The sequence below is a fragment of the Leucobacter sp. CX87 genome (genome assembly GCF_018682295.1).
GTDB lineage: Bacteria > Actinomycetota > Actinomycetes > Actinomycetales > Microbacteriaceae > Cx-87.
On the sequence record NZ_JAFIRI010000002.1, the window covers coordinates 387,305 to 408,379 of the forward strand.

Sequence of the window (21,075 nt, forward strand, 5' to 3'; positions counted from 1 at the left end):
GAGGATCCTTACTACTTCACTCGGGTCGCGGTGGCAGCCCACGGCGTGACAAAGGTGAAGGTCTCGTTGTCGGTGAGCTGCAACGTGTCGGACACCGCGGTGGTGCGCACGTTCCACACGATCGGGAGGTACGGCGTATCAAGCGCCGCGAGAGCGTTCGCCTGCACGAGCAGATCGATGCGCTGTTGCAGATCCACCTCGGAGCGGGCCTGCTCGATCGTGCCGAGCACCTCCGCGTTGTCGTAGTTCGCGGGGTTGTCCGGTCCGAGGAACCAGCCGATGAGCTCGGCCGGATCGCCGGTGGTCGAGTTGTAGGACATGAAGCCCAACCCGTGAACCCCGTCGCCCAGCGTCTCGATCCAGGAGGAGATCGGGAGTTCCTTCACCTCGAGGGTGATGCCGATTTCGGCGAGGTTCTGCGCCATCGACTGTGCCACGAGGCCGAGTTCCGGGACCGTATTCGGGTAGGTGATCTCGGCGGTGAAACCGTCCGGCGAGTCGGAGAGCGCGAGCTCGGCCTTCGCCGCGTCGAGGTCAAATTCGACCTGCGGGATCTCGGCGAGCGTCGCGCGCGCCTCCTCCGGCGTCCCGACGGTTTCGAGCTGAGAGGGCGTGAGGATAGAGGTCGCGACCTCTGCCCGACCGGCAAAGACCTTCTCGGCGATGCTGTCCCGGTCGACGCTCATCGCGATGGCCTTGCGCACGTGCACGTCGTCGAACGGCGCGACGGACGTGTCGAAGGTGAGGCCCTCGTACGAGCGGTTGGGAATCGAATCGACGGTGACGCCGGAGGTCTTCGCCCACGATTCGGCCTGCTGCAGCGGCACGTTGAACGCGAGGTCAATGTTGTTCTTCTCGAGTGCGAGCAACCGGGTGTTGTCGTCGGGGATCACCTCGAAGCGGACCGATTCGAACTCGGGCTCACCGCCCCACCAGGTGTCGACCGCATCTAGTGTGATGTGCGAATCAGGAACAAACTCTGTGACCTGGTACGGGCCGGTGCCCATGAGGAGGGCGGTTGCGCTGCCCACCTCGCCGGCGTTGGCCTCCCAGAATGATTTGGGGGCGATCGTCAGGCCGGCGGAGGCGCTCGGCACCCACACGAAGCCGACGTCGGGCTCCTTGAGGGTGATGGTGATTTGCCAGTCCCCCGTCTGCTCGACCGAGTCGACGTTTTCGTACCAGTAGGCGAACTGGGGCGAGACTTCGGCGTCCCCCGACTGCTCGATGCTGTACAAGATGTCGTCGATAGTGACCGGTTCACCGTTCTGGAACTTCGCGTCGTCGCGAATCTCATAGACGTAGGTTTTCGCATCGGGCTGGTCCCACGAGGTCGCGAGCGCGGGGACCAGGTTTCCGACCGAGTCGAGTGCGACGAGCCCTTCCTGGCTGAGGGCGGAGACGTAGTAGTTGAGCACGCCCGCCTCTTGGCCGACGTACAGCGAACCCAACGAACCCGGGAGACCAACCGTGAGCGTCTCGCTGCTCGCGGGGGCCGATTCGCCGGATCCCGAGCAAGCCGAGAGGCCGAGAACTGCGCCGAGTACTACCGCGGTGGTGCTCAGCAAGAGCCGGCGGCGACCGGACCTTCGGAGTGATGAGGCCATGGTGAGTCCTTTCGAGCGTTCTGAGCTGGTTCAGCGCGGGAGAACCCGCCGCAGACCGTGCTCTTGTTTGTTAAATGTAATCAATTGACAAGTTCTAGTAGACAAGAATTGGACGAATAAATGAAGTGAATCTGTAACGAACCGGAATATGGCGCGGGGCCCGCCCGCTACGCAACCGCCGCAGTGAGCCGATCGCCTCGCCGAACGCGATGGGCCTCCTCCGCGAGCGCCGAAAACAGCCCGCTCTTGAGCGGCCCCTCAGAGAGTTCCGCCTCGGGGTGCCACTGCACGCCGACCGTCCACCCCTGTGGGGCCTCGAATGCCTCGATGAGGCCGTCATCCGAGCGCCCCACCTCGATCAACCCGGGCGCTAGCCCCCGCACACACTGGTGATGGGCGGAGCGCACGGGGACCCGCAGAGCCGGGGCGTCCGCCTCGCCGCGCGGCACCCCACCGGCGACCGCCCTCGCGGCGCGGCTCTCAGGCACCAGCGCAACGTCGTGCGTCACGAACATCTCGGGGTACGGGCTGGTTGCCACATTGTGGTGATGGTTCTGCGCATGCGGGGGCAGGTCTTCGTAGAGCGTCCCTCCCAGCGCGACGTTGATCACCTGGGCGCCCCGGCATATCCCGAGCAGCGGCAGGCCGTCCGCGAGGGCGTGGGCCACGAGGGCGAAGTCAAGGTCGTCTTGCTGGGCATCAACCCCGTACGTCGCATGACTCAGCACTCCGCCGTAGCGCTCCGGGGAAACGTCGGCACCGCCAGGGATGACCACGGCGTCAATTTCGCTGAAGTCCGAGTCGATCGTGGTGAGCACCGTGGTGAACCCCGCGGCGCGCAGGCACTCGAGGATCTTCGGGAAGTTGCCTTCCGTGGGCGCGGTGGGGCCCGAGGCCGACTGCCCGCCCGGGCGGAGCGGAACCGCCGCGAAGAGCTCACCGTGCGCCATACATTCCTCCTGTGCCAGGGTGGCAACCCGCTCCATCACTGCAGCGCTGCCTCGATAGTGTTATGTACACTAGATGATAGAGTTCTAAGAACGCAAGCGTGAATGTGAACATGTTCTCGGCTGTGCGGCGAGACGGGAGTCTGAGATGGAAGAACCGAAGTGGGACGAGCTGCTCCAGCCCATCCAGTCGGCGGGAGTCGCCGAGGCGATCCTGCGCCGGCTCGGCGAACTCATCGGCTCGGGGGTGCTGCGGCCCGGCGACCGACTGCCCAGCGAGCAGGACCTCGCGCAGCTTTTTGGGGTCGCCCCCATGACGGCGCGCGGGGCACTACAAGCCATGCGGGCCCGCGGCATCCTCCACACCACGCGAGGGCGGGGCGCTGGCACGTTTGTCGCCGACGACATTCGCACGCGTCTCCTTTCGGGCGGCGCTGACCTGCCCACGAGGGCCGAGTTCGCCGACTTCAACGTCTGGCGCGAGGCCATTTCCGGCGAAAGCTGCGCGCTCGCCGCGGAGCGCGTCACTCCGGAAGACCTCGCCGAACTGAGCGATCTTGCCCAGCACGTCGATGGCGACGATTGCGCGGTCGAGGAGCATCGCTTCGCCGACGCGAGGCTGCACGCCCGCATCGCGGAGCTTTCGGGGTCCGCGCGTCTGCACGCCGCCGAGCTACAGATCCAGGACTATCTCACGCGCGCCCTCGCCTACGACGGCCCGCGCACGAACCCGAACCGAATCGAGGCGCAGCGCCACGACCGCATCCTCGACGCCATCGCCTGCGGCGACGCCGAGGCCGCTCGCGCCGCACTCAAGGCGCACGCCCGCGCCACCTTCGACGTCATGATTGGACTCGGCCGGATCCGGCCAGAGACGCTCGGGGAGGCGAGCACACCCGCTTAGAGCGCGCTGAGGGCGGGTCTGCTGCAGCTGTGCATGACTCGGGTTCTTATGCCGCGAGTGCGACGATTGTGATCATTTCGCACTCAAGCGGTGTGCGATGGCCGAGGCCGCTTGCCTCCGAGGCCCGGCACCGCTGCGACCTGCCTCATCCACGCCGCGATCTGTCGTTCGTCAAGGTCTTCCAGCGACGCGAGGTCAACGCCTCGCGTCGCCTTGCCCATCCCCACCGGTGCCACAGGCGGGACCGGATCGAGTGCCACGCCGTTGATGAACATGAGCTTCACATGGTGCGCGAAACCACCACTACTGAAGCACCATCCGTCGCCGACGCCGTAGTACGCCATTCCCCACTTCACGGAACGCTCGAGCCCGGGCAGCGTCTGGGCCGCCAGCGCGTCGATGGCCTCGGCGATGCCACGCTGCGGCTGCGGCAGGCTGGCGATGTAGGCGAAAACGGGCTTGTCCCCGACCGCCGCCTTCGCGGGGCTTGCCCTGCCGGTCATCGCTTCCGGGAGAACGAAGGTGACGTCGGAATTCTGGGCGCCGACGTTGCTGCCGAGTTCGCGGGACATGCCGGAATTGTAACTCCGAATCCCGGCAAACTCGCGGGGAGTCACTTCCATCACGACGGCCACCCGACTGCAACTATGTTCCGGTCGAGACTTCGCATGTCGGGATGACAGGATTCGAATCGGCGACCCCCTGACCCCCAGGTAGCCCTATTTGCTCAGATGGTTGATTTTCCGCGGCGCAGCACTACGCAGAAGGCCTCAAATCACGTCATGCATTGCATGATTTGCATGATGCTGGTCCCCTTTTGGTCCCCTGCCAACACTGCCGTTCAGGGAGCCTGCGGACGATTCCCGCCGGCTTCACGTCGGAACGGCTCGAACTCTGCACCCATGATCATGCTCGCTGCAAGGCTAAGTTGCGCTCTGTAAAAGGCATTCGGTAGTCCTGATCAACCTGATCACATATGCGAGGTGCCCACGGGTGCTTCAATCTTGACCATGATATTTTCGACCTCTGCGCGAGCCTCATCCGATAGCTTGGTGCTCTTCAAGACCGAATCGTAATCGAAGCCCTCAAGTTCGTCCGCGACGGAAAACTGCAGCGCGTCCAAGTGCTCAGTCAGGAGTTCCGTCGCGACTGTACGGCCGAAACCAACCTCCTGAAGCTGAATTGCCCGCTGGTCCCTCGTGCCGTACTCCACAAGCGTGGCGACATTGACCCCGGCTGCGTCGCGTCCGAGCGCCATCACACTTACGTCGAAGAAGTTCTGCAGGTAACCGATGATGCGGAACCGCAATCCCCCTTCGATATCCCGAAGCGTCCACTCGATGATGAAGTTGACGTGCTTCGCCGACTTTCGATCGAAAGGCTCGGCAACCAGACTCTCCTCGCGGGAGTAGTCGCGATAGGTGATCCAACCTCGCTGGGTGTAGTAGGCGATAGAGCTTGAAATTACGCGGCTGATCGGATCGCCGCGAACCCATCCCCGCATAAGGAGCGCCCAATAGTAGAGCCGTCGCTCCCACCCATCGGCATCAGCGTTCTTCGGCATGAGGGGATCTGTGCCCGAAACCTCAGTAGAGCGCCATCCATAGAGACTACTGAGACGGGTGAGTACGCTGAGGAACGTCTCCACATCGGCGAGGTCAGCATCATCGGCCACAAGTGGTTCAGCCGATGCAGCGGTGAGCTCGTTCCAGACGCGGTTCTGATACTCAGGCAAAATGTTTGGCGAGCGCCGCAACACGTCAGTTGGCACAACAACAGACGCAGCCGCATTCTTCAGGAGATCGCGGCCGTCCTTGACCTTGTCAAGGAAGTAGCTCCGGAGCGGTGTCTGCTGATCATCTAGTTGATGTACTGTCAGAATCGACGCGTACTGCTCGACGCTCCTTCGTTGATCAGCCGACGGTTTGCCTGGAAGGGCCTCTCCCCGAAGTATCCGCGCAATGTCGCTGTATTCCTTCTTGCGGTTGCTCGCGGGATTCACGAGAAAGCTCTCTGCTCGGGCAGGTTCAGCCCGAGGTATGAGCGCCCGAGTATTGTCGGTCCAACGGCTTGCTTCCTCGCGAACGCAGACCACGTTGCCAGAGAAGTCGTAGGTGAGTCGACCGGCGCGGCCCGCGAGATTCTCGAAGTCAATCTTCGTAAACGAACTATTCCCGTGCTTATCGCTCAGTACGAAGATGTTCTTCGCCGGGAGATTCACGCCTTCGAGGAGTGTCGAAGTGCAAACCACAAACTGGATGGGTGAATCCGGGTCAGCGAATGCTTGCTCGACCTTCTCACGCACGTCCTGTGGCATCTTGCCGTGGTGAAAGGCAACCCCTCGGCTCAGCGTGCTTGCAAGGAAGTAGTCCTTATGTACGTACTCGCGGACGTGCTCGATCAGTTCATCGACCTTTTCATTCGCCACAACGTCACGACGTTCAGCGAGCCGTAGCGCAAACTCGGCGGATTTCAGCGACCCGTTGATGTAGATGATTGCCTTACGATCTCCACTCCTCGCGAGGATGAAATCGACCACATTCGTCTGGCTAGGCGCGGCGTCGAGCTCGAGAGGTTCCGCGTCCAATCCGGAAAAATAGTACTGCTTTCGGTCGACGAGGTCCACGAAGTAACGCTGCTGCGCCACCGTACGCTCACTTACAGACAGGGTTCCGTTGGTCGCTTTGCCGAAAAGTTGCAGAAACAGCTCTGGGTTCTCAATACTCGGCGACGCGAAAACGAGCTTGGTTGCAAAGCGGCGGGTCGCCTCGACGATCGCGTGATAGTAAAGCGAGCTGCGAGCATCGTTCTTAGCGATGACCTTCTGAGCTTCATCGACGACGAGGTAATCGATGTCACGAACTGGATTGGCTAGGTACCGGAGGAGGCGCTCTGGCGTCAACACGAAAATTGTGCGTCGGTACTTCTGACGGAGCAACTTAGGCAGCGACGGGTAGGTCGCGACGTTCACCTCTGGTACTTCCGTGAGAAGATTCCGAAGGTCCGCGGCTGTCTGACCGATCAGAGCTTTGGTCGGAACGAGGACCACGACGCAACGGTCATTAAGTTCATCACGACGAACAATGTCGTACAAGGCGTCCTTGATGATGAACGACTTACCGAGCGAGGTCGGCCCCGAGAAGCTGAAATAGTCCTCGCCACGCATCTTCTCCGTGATCGCGTACTGCGTGTCAGTAAGAATTGCATCGCCCCGGCTGGTCCGCTGCAAGACCTCCTTCGCGACTCGCAGCGTGCCACGAGACAGCGGGAGCGCATAACGGCTCCCAACCCCCTTCTGTAGGGTACGGATCCCCGGGAAGTTTCCTAGTTGCACGAGAACTGCCTCAGCGACCGCAAGAACGCGCTCGCTCAGATCCTGGCCGAGCCCTATAGCAGCGTCATACTCACGGAGCAGGGCGATGGTCGTGTACGCGAGCTCTCGATGACGAGGATCTACGGAATGGGACAACACATCCGCGTATCGTAATAGACGCTTCGTCTCGATGAAGTCACTTGGTTGCCCTGCCTGACCCGACAAGAACGAGTCCGCGACGGCGCGCTCTAAGTTACCGAAAGCGTCTTGGAAATCCTGTCGTCCGACTATCATCTCGCTGAGTAGATCAGCGGCAGTACGCGATGTCACTTCTTCGTCTTCTCCTTCGGCAAGCGTAAATTCTTACCGCTCAGTTCGGAAGCGAGATCGATGCGGATGTCCTCAATGCCCCGGATGGTCCCATTAACGTTCCGTTTCAAGAACGGGACTAGATAGATATGAAACTGATATCCGCCGAGGCCGCGGTTCTGAATCTCGGTCTCGATCGTATCCACCTGGGCAGTGACCGCCGACAGCGCGAGCTCACGCAGATGCGTTTCAATATCTGCTGCGGTGTGATCCGCAAACGGATATGACGTCACATCGAGCTCGAAACCGATGAACACGCCGAAAGCGTTCGCCTTGGTGATGGCTGGCGCCCCAGCGGCTGAAGGCAGAAGAATGGAAGCCAGGAGTTCGACCTTGTCCGTGTCAAGACTCTCCTTGAGCAGCTCCGATTCCACGAGCCAGGTATCGAAGTCGAAGTCATCTTCCTGCACCTTGCCGATAGACGCGAAAGCTGCTTTGACGCCGCGACGAACACTCGATCCGACGCTGCCAGTGGCATCTCCGTACATCTTCGATTCGCCAAAGATCAGCTGGTAGTCACCCTCGGAGACTTCAAAAAGATGAACGCCATCGGTGCCGTGCACGTAGTGTTCCGACGATGTCTTGAGCTCCATTTTCGAGAGAATCTTGGGTGCGCCGAGGTGGCCCTCTAGAAATGAGTAGAGAAGAAGCTCTCCGCCCTCTCCCGAGTTTGGGTCGGGTGCCTTGAATTGCGTCTGCGCCTTCTTGAAGAACTCGCCCATGCGGCTCAGGTCACCAAGGAGTTTCCCCATATTTTGGCGAGAGAGAACGAAGCTGATGCTGTTGTTCACCAGCTCCCTGAAGAGCGGTTTGATCGCGAAATCTCCGCCGTCCACACGTAGCACGTGGAGGTGCATGACAGTCTTCGTGTGGATGTCGAATCGCTCAGGGTCATAGAAGAGATCCCGGAATCGTTCACGATTCATAAGGGAGAGCGGGAGAATAGTGTCGCTCACAGCGATGTCTTCTGCCATGCGAAGTTGGACGGTCGACGACTGACAAAATCCAGAAACTCGCTCGCCCGCAAGTTTTTCTTCCAATGCTCCACAATGGTCACGCTGGCTAGGCCTTCGCGCCATTGGCGTCCATCATGCTGCTTCACTGCCAGGGCGTTGACGGTAGTTATGCAACGCGGTCGCTCAGGATCCTGATTCGCCCATTGTTCAGTTATTAGGGTTGCCGGTCGCGCTGGTTCGATGCAGAGGTTGACTGCGGTCCTTGAGTGGAACATGGGCGTCAAATCTCCTTCGTGCGCCTATGCACGGATCAACTGAAAATGAACAATCATCCAAAGAGTATCGATGAAAGGATCCAACTGCCCCGGGGCATGCCGCGTACTCTCCCGAGATTGGCAAAGACGCAGGATCGCTGTGTTGGGGAATACAGTTTGTGCGCATGCCATTAATAGGCGGAACTCGCTTTAAGGCGTCCGCCGTCAAGTAGCTTTTACGTTACCTGCCTGGCGTGGGTCGGCCTCCTGTAAGCGGGCCCGGGCGAGAAGCACCAAGCTCCATGGGCCGAAGAGGAGAAACTTGAGCCCGTTGTAGAGGCAGAGGAAGAAGAGCAGGTAGAGCCATTGGCTCCATCAGTGGCCGATCAGCGTTGTGATGATTGCAGCGATGGCGATGTATGCGATGCCGATGAGCATCGCGGGTATTCCCCATTTCAGGCTGTGCCTCTCCCGCAGTTTATTCAGGAGGAGGTTCGTGGGGGCGTAGCGGTTCAGCAGGTTCCGGGTGCGGATGCTGAGGTTCCAGAGTCGCGGGATGAGCATCAGGGTTCTCATTTTCGTGGGCACAGTCGAACGAGGATTGTGCGGGCCCTGTGCTTGTGAGTTCCCTAATGGGGCTGCTCCGCCCGAACGCGTGATGTTCGGACTCGGCCAACGATTTTTCCCGCGTATCTGCGAGCATTCGCCGACGACGTGTACTTTGTGGTGCGAATTCTTACCTGTCTGCTGGCGGCCTCTGCGCAACAATAGTTTGGGCAGGATCCTGCTGTAGTTAGCGCACACTGATGTCAGTAAGTGCAGTGCTGTGAGAATCCCCCAGCCAGGAAACGGCCTTAGGGGGACGAGACGCTTCCCTTTGCAAACGACAAAGGCCCGACCACATTCTTATGTGATCAGGCCTTTTTCTGTCGGGCTGACAGGATTTGAACCTGCGACCCCCTGACCCCCAGTCAGGTGCGCTACCAAGCTGCGCCACAGCCCGTTGCTGATTCGACCAAGGCCGAGGCAACCCCTCTATATTACCCACACTTTGGGCGGCCGGGTGACCACGCACAACCCGCGCGCGTCACGCCCCAGGCAGAGCGCCGAGAGACCGGCTCATCGCGTAGTTTTGCAGCTCCACTCCGCCCCGCCAGACCGTGCGCTCGCCGTCCACGACGAAGCCGCGTGCCTCGAAGAACGGCAGCGCCGTGCGGCTCGCAAACGTCGACATCCGCGGGGCGCCGATCGCACGGGCCTCCTCGATCGCCCACTCGAGCAGCGCGCTCGCGACGCCCTGGCGCGAGGCCTCGGGCACGACGAACATCAAATCCAACAACGCGTCGCCCCCGGCGGCAGGATCCGGCAGTTCAAGCGCCACCAGCCCGACCAGCGGCCCGCCCTCGCCCGCAGACGCGACCACAATGCGCTGTCCGGCGCGCGCCGCGACCCACACGGCGACCGTGCGCGACCCGACCCAGGCCTCGACCTGCTCGTCCGTGTACGCGTCCCCGGCAAGCCCGCGCACCGACCGCTCGAACACCTCGAGGGTCTCGGCGGCATCAGTGGCCGCGTACGGACGAATCAACACCGTCACTCGCGCACCGCCCCGTCGAGCATGCCGCGAATGAAGTGCCGCTGCAGCACGAGGTACACGAGCACCACCGGCAACGCCACAAGCACCGCCGCGGCGGCCAGCAGGGCGGTCCCCTGCGTGTACTGCCCCTGGAAGATCGACAGCGCGAGCGGCGCCGTGCGGAACCCGCCCGTGGGCGACAGCACGAGGGGAATAAGGAACTCGTTCCACGTCCACATGAAGAACAGCACGACCATCGTCGTGATCGCGGGCCGGCCCATCGGCACGAGGATCGACCAGAGAATGCGCCGCGGGCTCGCACCGTCCACGCGCGCCGAGTCGAGCATCGAGGGGTGCACGCCGCGGAAGTACGCGCGCATCCAATACGTCCCAAACGCGATCGACTGGGCGACCTGCGGCAGCGCGACGCCCCACAGCGTGTCGGTCAGCCCGAGGCTGCGCAGGTCGAAGAACAGCGGAATGATGATCGCCTCGGTCGGCACCATGATGCCCGCGAGGAACAGGTAGAACAGCACCGTGCTGCCCCGAAACTGCATGGTGCCGAACGCGTAGCCGGCGAGAATCGACAGCACCGTCGCACTCACCACGACGACAATCGCGACGAGCACCGACGTCAGCATGTACTGGCTGAACCGACCGTCGACCCACGCGGCCTGGAAGTTCTCGGGGTGGAACGCGCCATCCTGAGCCGCAGCGACCGTCGCGGGCGAGAACGCCTCGCGCACGATCAGCGCGATCGGCCCGAGCACGACGAGCGCGAACAGCAGCAGGATCGCGTAGTTCGCGGCCCGCTCGAATGCAGACACCCTCATCGCGCACCCGCCCCGGCTCGGCGGCGCTCGTGGGCAGGATCCTCGCTGCGCTCGCCCACGCGGTTCACCGCGAGATTGATCAGGAAGATAAGCAGCGTCAGTGTGATGCCGACGGCGGCGGCCGAGCCGACCTCGCCGCGCTCGAACGCCCGCACGTACACCTCGTAGCTCGGCACGGTCGTGCTCGATCCGGGCCCGCCGCGCGTCGTGACGTAGACGAGATCGAAGGTCTTGAGCGACGCGACGATCGTGAGCGTCAGCGCGACGGTGATTTCAGCGCGGACGGCGGGCAAGATCACGGCGAAGAACTCTCGCACTGGGCCGGCCCCGTCAAGGCGGGCCGCCTCGAACTGCTCGCGCGGAATGCGCGCCATACCCGCGAGCAAGAGCACGGTGACGAGCCCGGTCGAAACCCAGCTGCCGATCAGGCCCACGGCAGGCAGCGCGAAGTCGTAATCGCCCAGCCAGGCTCGGGCGAAATCGCCGAGCCCAACCGCGCGCAGCATGACATTCAGCGCCCCGTCCGGCGCGTAAATCTGCCGCCACGCGATCGCGACGACGACCATCGCGATGACCTGCGGCAAGAAGACGATCGTGCGAAACAGGCCGATGCCGCGCACCTTCGCGCGGGTAAGCACTGTCGCGGCGATCAGCCCGAGCGCGAGCGGCAGGATCGCGTAGAAGAATACGAACACGAGTGAGTGCAGGAACGCGGCCCGCAGCCGCACGTCAGTGAAGACGTCGACATAGTTCTCAAACCCGACGAACGTCGCGAGCGACAGCCCGTCCCAGTCGAACAGCGACAGGTGGGCGGCCCGCCCGAGCGGGTACAACACCAGGGCGCCGTACACGATGAGTGCCGGCGCCAGGTACAGGTAGGGCCGGAGGGAGCGCGATGCTCCCCCCGGTGACCGGGTTCGCCTATTCGGCGACGAACTCGGCATAGTCGGCCTCGAGCGCTTCGGTGAACGCTTCCGGCGTGATCCTGCCGTCAATCAGCTGCTGCAGCGCCTCGCCGAGGGTGGTGCCGAAGGTAGGCGTCGCGTAGTCGAGGTAGGGCAGCAGTACGCCCTCGCTCGTGACGGCGCCGAACGCGGCGTAGACGTCGCGCTGCACGCCGCTCTCGGGCGCGTAGTCCTGCGTGTTCACGACGGGCAGGTTGCCCGTGTCGGCGAGGATCTGCATGGCCTCGTCGCTCGTGATGAAGTCGATGTACGCGGCCGCGGCGTCGGGGTGCTTCGATCCGGTGGTGACCGTGAACGGAATGCCGGTGCCGCCGGTGGTGTGCGCGCCCTCGCCCGACTTGTTTGCCGGGGTGAAGAAGCCGACGTCGTCGCCCATCGCGTCCTCAAGGTCGGCTGCCAACCAGGATCCGCCGATCAGGAAGACGCCGTCGCCCTTGGCCAGGTTCTGCCAGGCCGCGTCGTAGTCGGTGCCGTTGGCGCCCGAGTTGAAGTAGCCGGCGGTGCTCCAGCCGGCGATCTGCGATGCCGCGGCGACGTTCTGCTCCGTCGTCCACGAGGCGCCGGGGTTGCCGAAGCCGAGCTTCGAGATGTCCTCCGCGTCGACGTTCGCGCCCTGCACCGGGCCGAACACGTGCACGGCGGGCCACTGCTCGATGTTGCCGAGCTGAATGGGGGTCTCGCCAGCCGCCTTCGCTGCGGCGAGCGCCGCGTCAAACTCTTCCCAGGTCTTCGGCACCTCGAGGCCGAGGGCCGCGAGCTTGGGCTTGCTGTAGAACACGCCGACGACCTCGCCGACCTGCGGCACGCCGTAGATCGAGCCCGAGCCGAACGTCTTCGCGTCCTTGCTGTACCGCGTGTACTGCAGCACGCTCGGCGCGAAGCGGTCTTCCCAGCCGTACGCCTTCGCCCACGGGTCGAGCGAGACGAGCTGGCCGGCGGCCACGAACTGGCCCATCGAGCTGCGCGCGTTGTTCGCCTGCACGACGTCCGGGGCGTCGTCGCCCGAGAGCGCGAGACGCAGAGTCTTGCCGAGGTCTTCGAACGACTGCGAGTTCCGCTTAATCGTCACGTTCGGGTACTTCACCTGGAACGCGTCGTTCAGCGCCGTCATCTGCTCGTCCTGGCCACCACGCACCTCCTGGTCCCAGACCGAGAGCGTGAGGTCGCCCATCTTCGAAACGTCGGTCTCGACCGTGCGGTTCGGGTCGTCCGTCGCGACCGGGGCGCCCGAACCCGGCGTGCAGCCGGTCAGGATCAGCCCTGCGACGGCGACCGCAGCGAGGGAGGCGAGGAGGGTCCGGGGAGAGCGTGTCATCGCGTTCCGATTCCTTTGTGTCGTGGTGCGTGAGTGGTGAAAGTGTCTGGGGTGCGCGCCCGGTGGGGCGCCGGCCGGGAGTTACTGCCGCGAATCGGGGTGTGGCCGCGGCACATGCGGCAGTTTGAACGTAGCACTTGCGCGGCGGGGCGGCGGCGGGGTGCCGGTGCTCAGCGGCCCATCAAGGAAGGCGAAGCGCTCGGCGATCGCGGCGCGCGCCTCGTCGTGCTGCGCCTCTCGCAAGATCTTCGCGCGCCAAGAGGCAATGTCGGCCCAGCCCGGCGAGGCGAGGGATCCGCCAAACTCCTCCACCGCGAGCGCCGCGCACAGCGTGGCGAAGGCCAGCCGGTCGGCCAGGGGCCATTCACGCAGCGTGCCGGTGATCATGGCCGCGGCGAACACGTCGCCCGCCCCCGTCGAGTCGAAGGGGTTCACGGGGACGGAGGGCACCCGGGCCGTCTCCCCCGTGCTGCCGTCGATCGCGAGCGCCCCACCCGAGCCGCAGGTCACGACCGCGAGTGGCACGCGCTCGGCGAGGGCCTTGACGGCGTCTTCCGCGGAGTCGGTGCGCGTGTACGCCATCGCCTCGACGTGGTTGGGCAAGAAGGCGTGGCAGCCGTCGAGCTGCGCGAGGGTGGCCGCGGACCAGTCCCCCGACGCATCCCAGCCGAGGTCGGCGAAAACAAGCGAACCGCGGCGGGCGGCGGTGCGCCACCAGGGCTCGCCCGGTGCGCCGCCCCGTTCGAGCTCGAGCCCGAGGTCGAGGCCCAGGTCGGCGAAGACCGCGCGCGAAGCTGGCGGGTCGCCGACGAGCTCGCTCGTGCGCATCGGCAGCCGGTCGCCGTGCGTGATCATGCTGCGGTCGCCGTGCGTCGACAGCGACACCGTGACGGGCGTGTGCCAACCGGGCACGACGCGCGAGTGCGACAGGTCAATGCCCTCCTGCTCGCCGAGCACCTGCGCGTTCCAGGTGCCGTACGCATCGTCGCCGATCGCGGCGGCGAGCCCCGTGCAGAGCCCCAGGCGCGCTGCCGCCACTGCGAGGTTCGCGACGCCGCCCGGCAGCGAGCCCATTCCCGCGGCCCACACCTCGGTGCCCGGCTGTGGGTCGGCCGGCAGCCCGGTGAACACGAGGTCGAAGAAGAGGGTGCCCGCGAGGAAGAGGTCGAGGGGTTCGTCGGACGGTTCGGAGTGCTGGCGCGTTCCGGTGGGCTCTGCCACGACGTCCCCCGTCCAGCGCTTGGCGGCTTTCGCCGTGTCGACTCGTCGGGCGAAAGCGTCGCCCGGTTTCTCGCCAGAATATCACTCGGTCCTCCCCCGCGAAGTACGGCCTCGGTAGAGTGAACCCATGCTGCAATCGAGCGGATTCGAGGTGTTTCCGGCATGAAACTTACCCTGATTGGCGGCGGCGGGTTCCGCGTGCCCCAGCTGTTCAGCGCGATCGGCGGGGGCGGGCTGGGCCGGGGGCCGGTGGGCGGGGATCCTGCGGGGGCTGGTGCTGCCGGTGGTGCCGCTGGTGCCGCGCCGCGGGCCGGACTCAGCGCCGACTCAGCCGGGCCCACCGTCACCGAGCTCTGCCTGCACGACGTCGACGCCTCGCGCCTCGACACGATGCGCGCGATCCTCAGCCACCTCGCGCCCACCCTGCCGCACCCGCCGCGCGTCACCGTGACGACCGACCTCGACGAGGCGATCACGGGCGCCGGCTTCATCTTCTCGGCCATGCGTGTCGGCGGCATCGACGGCCGCATCGCCGACGAGCGCGTCGCCCTCGACCTCGGTGTGCTCGGCCAAGAGACGGTCGGCCCGGGTGGCCTCGCCTACGCGATGCGCACGCTGCCGGTCGCGTCGCGGTTGGCCAGCCGTGTCCGGGAGCTCGCCCCCGACGCCTGGGTCATCAACTTCACCAACCCCGCCGGGCTCGTCACCGAGGCGATGCGCGAGTTCCTCGGCGACCGCGTCATCGGCATCTGCGACACCCCGATCGGGCTCATGCGCCGGGCGACCCGGGTCGCGGGCCGCGGGGTCGGCCTGACGTCGCTCGACCAGGCCTCGCTCGAGCGCGTGTCGTTCGACTACGTGGGACTCAACCACCTCGGCTGGCTGCGCCGCCTGTCGATCGACGGGGTCGACCATCTGCCCGCGCTGCTCGCCTCGGACAGCGCGCTCGAGTCGATCGAGGAGGCGCGGCTGATGGGCTTCGACTGGATCCGCGCGATCGGCGCCCTCCCCAACGAGTACCTCTTCTACTACTACTTCGAGCGCGAGGCGACGGCGCGCATCCGCACGAGCGAGACGCGCGGCGAGTTTTTGAAGGGGCAGCAGGAGCGGTTCTACGCGCGAGCTCTGGGCGCGAGCCCGGCCGACGCGCACTTGGTGTGGCAAGAGACGCTGCGCGAGCGCGAGTTCACCTACATGGCCGAGAGCCGTTCGGAGGAGGAGCGCGAGGGCCGCGAGGAGGCCGACGTCGAGGACGGCGGGTACCAGCAGGTCGCGCTCGACCTCATGAGCGCGCTGACGGGCGGGCCCGCGGCGACCATGATCCTGAATGTGGCGAACCGGAGTGGTGCTGCCGGTCCCGGCCAGCCCGCGCCCCGCGCCGCGGTGCCCGAACTGCCCGACCACGCCGTCATCGAGATCGCGTGCCGCGTCTCGGAGGACGGGGTGCGGCCGCTGCCGATCGCCCCGGTCGCGGGCGACATGCTCGGCCTGATGCAGCGGGTCAAAGCCGCCGAGCAGCTCACGCTGTCTGCTGTGCGACACCGCGATCCTGCCCTTGCCTGGCGCGCGTTCGCCACGCACCCCCTGGTGGACTCGGTGACGGTCGCGAAGTCGCTGCTCGAGGGCTACCGGGCCCGCATCCCAGGCGTTGCGGCGGCGTTCGAGTAGCTGGAGCTATCGGCGGCGGTCGCCTGGCCGGGGTTCGCATAGCTGGGGGGGTCGATTGGCCGGGGTTCGCGTAGCTGGCCCGCGTCTTGTTGCCGCTCGGCCTATCGCGCGCCTTCGCGTGATTCCGGCCCCACTCAGCGTCAGCCGCTCCGCCTCAATCGAGAGCGACGCGCCCGGGATTCGAAAGACCCTCGTCCAGTGTCGGTGGTGCAGTGTGCACTCGATACATGGAAGAAATCCAGCCCCGAGACCCGCACCCAGGTGCGAGTTTCGACGTCGCGCGGACATTGATCAGCAGCTACATCCGGGCGGTCGATCTCGACGAGCGAATCGCTCGCGCGGCAGTGGCCTCGCAGTACGAAGCGATTGAGCAGGCCCGAGCATTCGCCGTGAACGAGGGTCGGTTTTCGCAGGAATTTGCGATCCGCAGCCTCACCGCGGAGATCGCCACGACGCTGGGCCTGCACGAAGCGACCGCGGTCACCCTCATCCACGAGGCAGAGGCACTCGTACAACACTTCCCCACCACGCTGCGGTCGCTGTCCGACGGCTCCATTTCTCGGCAGCACGTGCGCCTGCTGTTGCATGAGGCCTGGTCGCTCCCTCTCGAGAGGCGCGGCGAATTCGAGCGGCTCGCACTGCCCCTCGCCCAAGACCTCGTACCTACCCGGTTCCGTCGAGAGGCTCGGAAGCTGCGTGAGCGCATGCATACCGAGTCCATGGCCGAGCGACTCAGGCTCGAGCGGGCCGAGCGGAAGGTGACGGTCGAGCCCAGACGCAACGGAATGTCGTGGTTCACCCTCTACCTCCCAACTGACCAGGTCGCGGCGATCTCAGCCCGGCTCGATTTCATGGGGCGGCGTACCGCTTCCGATGACGACCCGCGCACCCGGGCACAGCGCGAGGCTGATATCGCATCGGATCTGCTGCAACACGGCACGGTCGATCGCGATGTCGCCACGAGCTCGGCCGCCGCCGGGTCTGTGGGCTCGGTCCGACCGACAATCTTCGTGACGGTTCCCGTTTTGACCTTGCTGGGTCGCTCGGACGAGCCGGCCTCCCTCGAAGGCTTCGGCCCGATCGACCCCGACACTGCTCGGGAGCTCGCGGGCGATGCAGCGTCGTTCTTCCGCATCCTCACCCACCCAGAGACTGGCACGTGGATGTCGTACGGCCGCGACGCCTATAAGGTTCCCGCCGACCTGCAACGGTTCATCCGGCTTCGCGACGGCGTGTGCCGCTTCCCGGGCTGCACCCATCGCGCGATCACGGGCGAGAACGACCACACGGTGGACTGGCAGGACGGCGGCCACACGAGCGTGGAGAACCTGGCGTCCCTCTGCAAGAAGCATCACCGGTTGAAGCACAACTCCGACTGGCGGGTCGCCCAGCTCGCCGACGGCATCATCGAATGGACCTCGCCCGCTGGCCGCACGCATCGCACGAGCCCGGACAGCGATTTCGGTGGCATTCACGAGGCAACGCCCGCCCGGCCGACACCCGCCCGACCAACACCCGCCTGGCCGACACCCGCTCCGCCAGAACGCGGCTTGTTTCCCACTCGACCGCCGGGACAAGACGGTCTCTCGCCCAGCGTCCCCGGACGGCGCTTGAGTTCCGCTCGCCCACCGGCCGAGGCGGTCATTCGCACAACGCCCGGACTGCCGCACCGATCACCGTCGAGACGCGAGAAGACGAAGGCGCAAGTGAGAACGTCCATCCCGAACGACGAAGACCCACCCAGTTGACCTGGCAGGTCGGTTCATCTCTGCCCTGAGTTCACCACCCCGCGTCCCGCCGCGACCCGGTCAAAGCGCGCTCGCATCCGCCTGTGAAAGACTCAAACCATGAGCGGTCCGACCTCGCAGCCCCGTGACCCCGGCGACGCCTGGGTCACCCTCCCCGACGGCAGTGAAGTGTGGGGGCTGTTCGGCGCGGCCGGCCTGCTCGCGATCGATGCCGAGCGCGGCGTGCTGCTGCAGCACCGCGTCGCCTGGAGCCACCACGGCGGCACCTGGGGAATCCCCGGCGGCGCCCGCAACCAGGGCGAGAGCGCCGAGGCCGGCGCGATCCGTGAGTCTCAGGAAGAGGCGGGGGTGCCCGACGGCGCCGTCCTGCCCCGCTTCACCCACGTCTACGACCGCGACGTCTGGACCTACACGACCGTCATCGCCGACGTCGTCCGCCCCTTCGAGCCGGTCATCACCGACCCCGAGAGCCTTGAGCTGCGCTGGGTGCCCATCGATGAGGTCGACTCGTACCCGCTGCACCCCGGATTCGCGGCGTCCTGGCCGATGCTGCGCGAGCAGCTGAACACCCGCCCCGCGCTCGTGGTGGACGCCGCGAACGTCGTCGGCTCGGTGCCCGACGGCTGGTGGCGCGACCGTCGCGGGGCCGGCGAGCGCCTGCGCGACCGCCTCGCCATCGTCGCCCGCGAGGGCATCCCGGCGGCCGAGCTCGAGCTGCCCGGCGATCGCTGGCACCCCGAGATCGTCCTGGTGACCGAGGGCACCGGCCGCGGCATCGTGAGCGTCTCGCCGCACGAGAACGTGCCCGGCGTCATCGAGTTCGACGAGTCCCGCAACTTCCCGAGCTACTTCGGCCACGACGGTCTTGGCGGGGTCACCCTGGTCGAGGCCCCCGGCCACGGCGACGACACGATCGCGGCGGTGACCGCGCGCCTCGTGCGCGACGGCCGACAGGTCTTCACCGTCACGAGCGACCGCGAGCTCGCCCAGCGCGCCCAGACGGCGGGCGCACAAGTACGCGGCACCGGCTGGCTGCGGGCATTCACCGACTAGGTCTTCCGGCAGGATCCTGCCCGGTCAGCATCGCCCCACGCGCCCGAGCCGGAGGGAGCCCCTTCGCGGCATAGTCTTGCCCCATGAGCTTCTCCACGTCGCGGCCCGCCCGCCGGAAGTGGAACATCAAGTACAACTGGATCGTCGCCCTCGTCGGCGCGCTCCTGGCAGGTGGGCTCATCTTCGTATACCAGTGGGTTTGGCTGCCGCTCGTCTTCGCCGATCTCCTGTCCCGAGGAATGCCCGGTGCAGGCGGCGACGCCGCCCGCGTCTACTTCTGGACGGCCGTGATCTTCGCGCTGCCCGGCGTCGCAATGGTGCTCGCAACGCTGCTCTGGCATTTTCGAACGTCGTGGACCACTCGGATCCTGGTTCTCATCGTCGCCTCCGTCTGGTTCGTCTTCGGGAGCACTTCCAGCCTCGGGCGCTACGCCGGAGGCCCTCGCGCGGAAACGAGACGAGGCATTTTGGTTCGCGCAGGAGCCGAGCTACCCGTCGCGGAAGCGTGGAGTCACGCTCTCTTCATCGGGTCGCTCATCGGCATGCTCCTGGGCATATCCGCCCTGCTGTTTGTGTTGGTGCGGACGATCAAGGGTGCGGGGCTGCGGGCATTCACCGACTAGGTCTTCCGGCAGGATCCTGCCCGGTCAGCCGAGCTTTCTGAGCGCCGCGAGCACACCCGCGACGATGAGCCCCTGGCCGAGCGTGTAGGTCACCATGACGGCGGGGCTCGTCCAGTCGGGCATCGCGTCGGGCAGGAAGAGCCGGAACGCGAGGATCGAGTCGGAGGCCAGGAACCACACGCCGCCCCAGGCCGCGATCGGGCCGCAGCGCGAGGCCGACACTGCGGTTGCGCCCAACACGAGTCCGTACGCGGCGATGCCCCAGAACAGGGCGCCGGTGTGCGGGCCGAGCACGGCGAGCAGCACGACGTACCAGGCGACGTAGGCGAGCGCCCAGAGCGGCGGGCGGCCCCGCCCGAGGCCGCGCGTGCGCCAGAACAGCGCGATGTAGACGATGTGGGCGACGCCGAACCAGAGCAGCATCATCGGCAACTCCGGCAGCCCCGGGAAGAAGGTGCCGGCGCCGTCGCCGAGCCACGAGGCCGCGATCGCCGCGAGCAGGGCGATGACTGCAGCACGCGGCCACGGGCGAAGGCCCGCAGTACTCCACACGGCGGCGAGCGCGAGCGTCGGCATCAGCAGCAGCTTCGTGGGCCCGGCGAGCGGGTGTTCGAGCGCGAGGAGCACGACATGGATGATCGACACCACGATGTACGGCACAAACGGGAGCCAGGCTCTGGCGGCGCGGGGTGCGGTTTCCGGAAACACGGCTGGGGCTGGGGTTGCTGGGTTACTCACGTGTCTCCTTTGACAACGTTCTGGCGGCTACAGCCGCTTGATCATCTTGATGCTGACGGCATCGCTACCGGTGATCTCGTACCCGAGCGCTTCGTAGAGGCCGCGGGCCGCAACATTGAAGCGGAAGACGCTGAGGCCGAGCATCGTCGCGCCCTCGGAACGAGCGTAGTCCTCGGCGAGTTGCATGGCCGCGCGGCCGTGCCCCTGCCCCCGCTGACCCGCGTCTACGACGACGTCCCACACCCACCAGGCGGTCGGGTCGTCCGAGTGGTCCTCGCCGACCCACAGGTACCCGACGATCGCACCGTCGCCTGCGACCAGGTCGAACACGGCATTCTCGGCGCTCGGGGCTCCCCCGGGGAATTCCTCGGCCATGCTCTCGACCGCCCTGCGCCGGGCCTCCCCCACGGCGACACCGGTCGTGACGAGGTCGGCCGTGTACTCCGCAATGCTGCGCTCCACCCACGCCGGGAACTGGTCGCTACTGATCGGTGCCAGGCGGAGAGTCATGCGTCAAGAATGGCACAGGCCCCGCGGGTGCCAGGGTCGGTGCGCTACGCCCCGGCCTGCAGCTGCGCCATGAGGCCGGCGGCGTCTTGCTGGATCCAGTACTCCGCAATCAGTCCCCGATCGACCCGGTACACGGCACTTCCGATTGTGGTGATGGGGCGCCCGGTCGGCGCGAACCCCTCAATTTCGCCGACGTGCGTGCCGTGCTGGGTCCAGCGCGCATACGCCTTCACCCCGTCGACGATGAGCTCGTCCACCACCAGCTCGAATGCCCCGAATTGCTCGGTCATCTCGCGCACGTGCTCCGCATAGTCCTGCGGGTCGCGCTGAATGACAGATCCCTCGGGCGCCCGCACCTGGTGCGCGAGCACGGTCGGGGCGAGAAACTCGCCCGCCCGTTCGGGTGCGACGCCGCTGCGAACGACGTCGAGGAACTGGCGAACGGTGTCCTGGGTGCTGCGATTCACCGGGCCAT

Annotated in this window: 19 protein-coding genes and 1 tRNA gene; 5 read left to right on the forward strand and 15 right to left on the reverse strand. The window is 65.7% G+C overall.

Going from position 1 to position 21,075, the window contains the following annotated elements; genetic code table 11:
- Window positions 1-11 precede the first annotated feature (11 nt).
- Together KOE53_RS04830 and KOE53_RS04835 are read right to left on the reverse strand one after the other, a co-directional pair.
- Window positions 12-1,607 (reverse strand): ABC transporter substrate-binding protein, encoded by a 1,596-nt coding sequence (locus KOE53_RS04830; protein WP_188057602.1) that lies wholly within the window; start codon window positions 1,605-1,607, stop codon window positions 12-14.
- Between the two features lie 167 nt (window positions 1,608-1,774).
- Window positions 1,775-2,557, reverse strand: coding sequence for a gamma-glutamyl-gamma-aminobutyrate hydrolase family protein (locus tag KOE53_RS04835; RefSeq protein WP_188057603.1), 783 nt, complete (start codon window positions 2,555-2,557; stop codon window positions 1,775-1,777).
- Between the two features lie 145 nt (window positions 2,558-2,702).
- On the opposite strand from KOE53_RS04835, the gene KOE53_RS04840 reads away from it, so the two are divergent.
- Window positions 2,703-3,458: a FadR/GntR family transcriptional regulator gene (locus tag KOE53_RS04840; protein ID WP_188057604.1), complete on the forward strand. Its 756-nt coding sequence runs from the start codon at window positions 2,703-2,705 to the stop codon at window positions 3,456-3,458.
- Window positions 3,459-3,541: 83 nt separating this feature from the next.
- Here KOE53_RS04840 and KOE53_RS04845 read toward each other — a convergent pair whose 3' ends face one another.
- The 10 genes from KOE53_RS04845 to KOE53_RS04890 all read right to left on the reverse strand — a co-directional run bounded on the left by KOE53_RS04845 (window position 3,542) and on the right by KOE53_RS04890 (window position 14,260).
- Entirely contained in the window at window positions 3,542-4,030 is a 489-nt protein-coding gene (locus tag KOE53_RS04845) for a DUF1801 domain-containing protein (RefSeq protein WP_215401662.1), read from the reverse strand.
- Between the two features lie 398 nt (window positions 4,031-4,428).
- A complete protein-coding gene (locus KOE53_RS04850) occupies window positions 4,429-7,101 on the reverse strand; it encodes a DEAD/DEAH box helicase (RefSeq protein WP_188057605.1) in 2,673 nt (890 codons plus the stop codon).
- Entirely contained in the window at window positions 7,098-8,114 is a 1,017-nt protein-coding gene (locus KOE53_RS04855; RefSeq protein ID WP_188057606.1) for a HamA C-terminal domain-containing protein, read from the reverse strand. Before KOE53_RS04855 ends, KOE53_RS04850 begins: the two co-directional genes overlap by 4 nt.
- 611 nt (window positions 8,115-8,725) lie before the next feature.
- Complete coding sequence (locus KOE53_RS04860) at window positions 8,726-8,914, reverse strand: hypothetical protein (protein WP_188057607.1); 189 nt, start codon at window positions 8,912-8,914, stop codon at window positions 8,726-8,728.
- Between the two features lie 365 nt (window positions 8,915-9,279).
- Window positions 9,280-9,353: transfer RNA gene (locus KOE53_RS04865), tRNA-Pro, on the reverse strand.
- Window positions 9,354-9,437: 84 nt separating this feature from the next.
- Window positions 9,438-9,947, reverse strand: coding sequence for a GNAT family N-acetyltransferase (locus KOE53_RS04870; RefSeq protein WP_188057608.1), 510 nt, complete (start codon window positions 9,945-9,947; stop codon window positions 9,438-9,440).
- On the reverse strand, window positions 9,944-10,759 hold the full coding sequence (locus tag KOE53_RS04875; RefSeq protein WP_188057609.1) for a carbohydrate ABC transporter permease: 816 nt from the start codon (window positions 10,757-10,759) through the stop codon (window positions 9,944-9,946). The genes KOE53_RS04870 and KOE53_RS04875 overlap by 4 nt, the downstream gene beginning before the upstream one ends.
- Complete coding sequence (locus KOE53_RS04880) at window positions 10,756-11,703, reverse strand: carbohydrate ABC transporter permease (protein WP_188057610.1); 948 nt, start codon at window positions 11,701-11,703, stop codon at window positions 10,756-10,758. Before KOE53_RS04880 ends, KOE53_RS04875 begins: the two co-directional genes overlap by 4 nt.
- On the reverse strand, window positions 11,681-13,039 hold the full coding sequence (locus KOE53_RS04885) for an extracellular solute-binding protein (RefSeq protein ID WP_188057611.1): 1,359 nt from the start codon (window positions 13,037-13,039) through the stop codon (window positions 11,681-11,683). The genes KOE53_RS04880 and KOE53_RS04885 overlap by 23 nt, the downstream gene beginning before the upstream one ends.
- A gap of 81 nt (window positions 13,040-13,120) precedes the next feature.
- On the reverse strand, window positions 13,121-14,260 hold the full coding sequence (locus tag KOE53_RS04890; RefSeq protein WP_188057612.1) for a carbohydrate kinase family protein: 1,140 nt from the start codon (window positions 14,258-14,260) through the stop codon (window positions 13,121-13,123).
- 162 nt (window positions 14,261-14,422) lie between these two features.
- Between KOE53_RS04890 and KOE53_RS04895 the strand changes: the two genes are divergently transcribed.
- The 4 genes from KOE53_RS04895 (at window position 14,423) to KOE53_RS04910 (ending at window position 19,352) form a co-directional block, all read left to right on the forward strand.
- Complete coding sequence (locus KOE53_RS04895; RefSeq protein WP_188057613.1) at window positions 14,423-15,928, forward strand: family 4 glycosyl hydrolase; 1,506 nt, start codon at window positions 14,423-14,425, stop codon at window positions 15,926-15,928.
- A gap of 227 nt (window positions 15,929-16,155) precedes the next feature.
- Window positions 16,156-17,676 (forward strand): HNH endonuclease signature motif containing protein, encoded by a 1,521-nt coding sequence (locus tag KOE53_RS04900; protein WP_188057614.1) that lies wholly within the window; start codon window positions 16,156-16,158, stop codon window positions 17,674-17,676.
- Between the two features lie 99 nt (window positions 17,677-17,775).
- On the forward strand, window positions 17,776-18,729 hold the full coding sequence (locus tag KOE53_RS04905) for an NUDIX hydrolase (RefSeq protein WP_188057615.1): 954 nt from the start codon (window positions 17,776-17,778) through the stop codon (window positions 18,727-18,729).
- 83 nt (window positions 18,730-18,812) lie between these two features.
- Window positions 18,813-19,352, forward strand: coding sequence for a hypothetical protein (locus KOE53_RS04910; protein ID WP_188057616.1), 540 nt, complete (start codon window positions 18,813-18,815; stop codon window positions 19,350-19,352).
- Between the two features lie 24 nt (window positions 19,353-19,376).
- Here KOE53_RS04910 and KOE53_RS04915 read toward each other — a convergent pair whose 3' ends face one another.
- From KOE53_RS04915 to KOE53_RS04925, 3 genes are read right to left on the reverse strand one after another with little or no spacing between them, the layout of a single operon-like run.
- Entirely contained in the window at window positions 19,377-20,090 is a 714-nt protein-coding gene (locus KOE53_RS04915; RefSeq protein WP_353055581.1) for a lysoplasmalogenase family protein, read from the reverse strand.
- 27 nt (window positions 20,091-20,117) lie between these two features.
- A complete protein-coding gene (locus tag KOE53_RS04920; protein ID WP_188057617.1) occupies window positions 20,118-20,600 on the reverse strand; it encodes a GNAT family N-acetyltransferase in 483 nt (160 codons plus the stop codon).
- A gap of 44 nt (window positions 20,601-20,644) precedes the next feature.
- A complete protein-coding gene (locus KOE53_RS04925; RefSeq protein ID WP_188057618.1) occupies window positions 20,645-21,067 on the reverse strand; it encodes an ester cyclase in 423 nt (140 codons plus the stop codon).
- Window positions 21,068-21,075: the final 8 nt, after the last annotated feature.

Excerpts from the sequence above, each read along its gene's own strand:
- KOE53_RS04830 (WP_188057602.1), bottom strand. The coding sequence starts at position 1,607 with ATGGCCTCATCACTCCGAAGGTCCGGTCGCCGCCGGCTCTTGCTGAGC.
- KOE53_RS04835 (WP_188057603.1), bottom strand. The coding sequence starts at position 2,557 with ATGGCGCACGGTGAGCTCTTCGCGGCGGTTCCGCTCCGCCCGGGCGGG.
- KOE53_RS04840 (WP_188057604.1), top strand. The coding sequence starts at position 2,703 with ATGGAAGAACCGAAGTGGGACGAGCTGCTCCAGCCCATCCAGTCGGCG.
- KOE53_RS04845 (WP_215401662.1), bottom strand. The coding sequence starts at position 4,030 with ATGTCCCGCGAACTCGGCAGCAACGTCGGCGCCCAGAATTCCGACGTC.
- KOE53_RS04855 (WP_188057606.1), bottom strand. The coding sequence starts at position 8,114 with ATGGCAGAAGACATCGCTGTGAGCGACACTATTCTCCCGCTCTCCCTT.
- KOE53_RS04860 (WP_188057607.1), bottom strand. The coding sequence starts at position 8,914 with ATGCTCATCCCGCGACTCTGGAACCTCAGCATCCGCACCCGGAACCTG.
- KOE53_RS04875 (WP_188057609.1), bottom strand. The coding sequence starts at position 10,759 with ATGAGGGTGTCTGCATTCGAGCGGGCCGCGAACTACGCGATCCTGCTG.
- KOE53_RS04880 (WP_188057610.1), bottom strand. The coding sequence starts at position 11,703 with ATGCCGAGTTCGTCGCCGAATAGGCGAACCCGGTCACCGGGGGGAGCA.
- KOE53_RS04885 (WP_188057611.1), bottom strand. The coding sequence starts at position 13,039 with ATGACACGCTCTCCCCGGACCCTCCTCGCCTCCCTCGCTGCGGTCGCC.
- KOE53_RS04895 (WP_188057613.1), top strand. The coding sequence starts at position 14,423 with ATGAAACTTACCCTGATTGGCGGCGGCGGGTTCCGCGTGCCCCAGCTG.
- KOE53_RS04900 (WP_188057614.1), top strand. The coding sequence starts at position 16,156 with ATGGAAGAAATCCAGCCCCGAGACCCGCACCCAGGTGCGAGTTTCGAC.
- KOE53_RS04905 (WP_188057615.1), top strand. The coding sequence starts at position 17,776 with ATGAGCGGTCCGACCTCGCAGCCCCGTGACCCCGGCGACGCCTGGGTC.
- KOE53_RS04910 (WP_188057616.1), top strand. The coding sequence starts at position 18,813 with ATGAGCTTCTCCACGTCGCGGCCCGCCCGCCGGAAGTGGAACATCAAG.
- KOE53_RS04920 (WP_188057617.1), bottom strand. The coding sequence starts at position 20,600 with ATGACTCTCCGCCTGGCACCGATCAGTAGCGACCAGTTCCCGGCGTGG.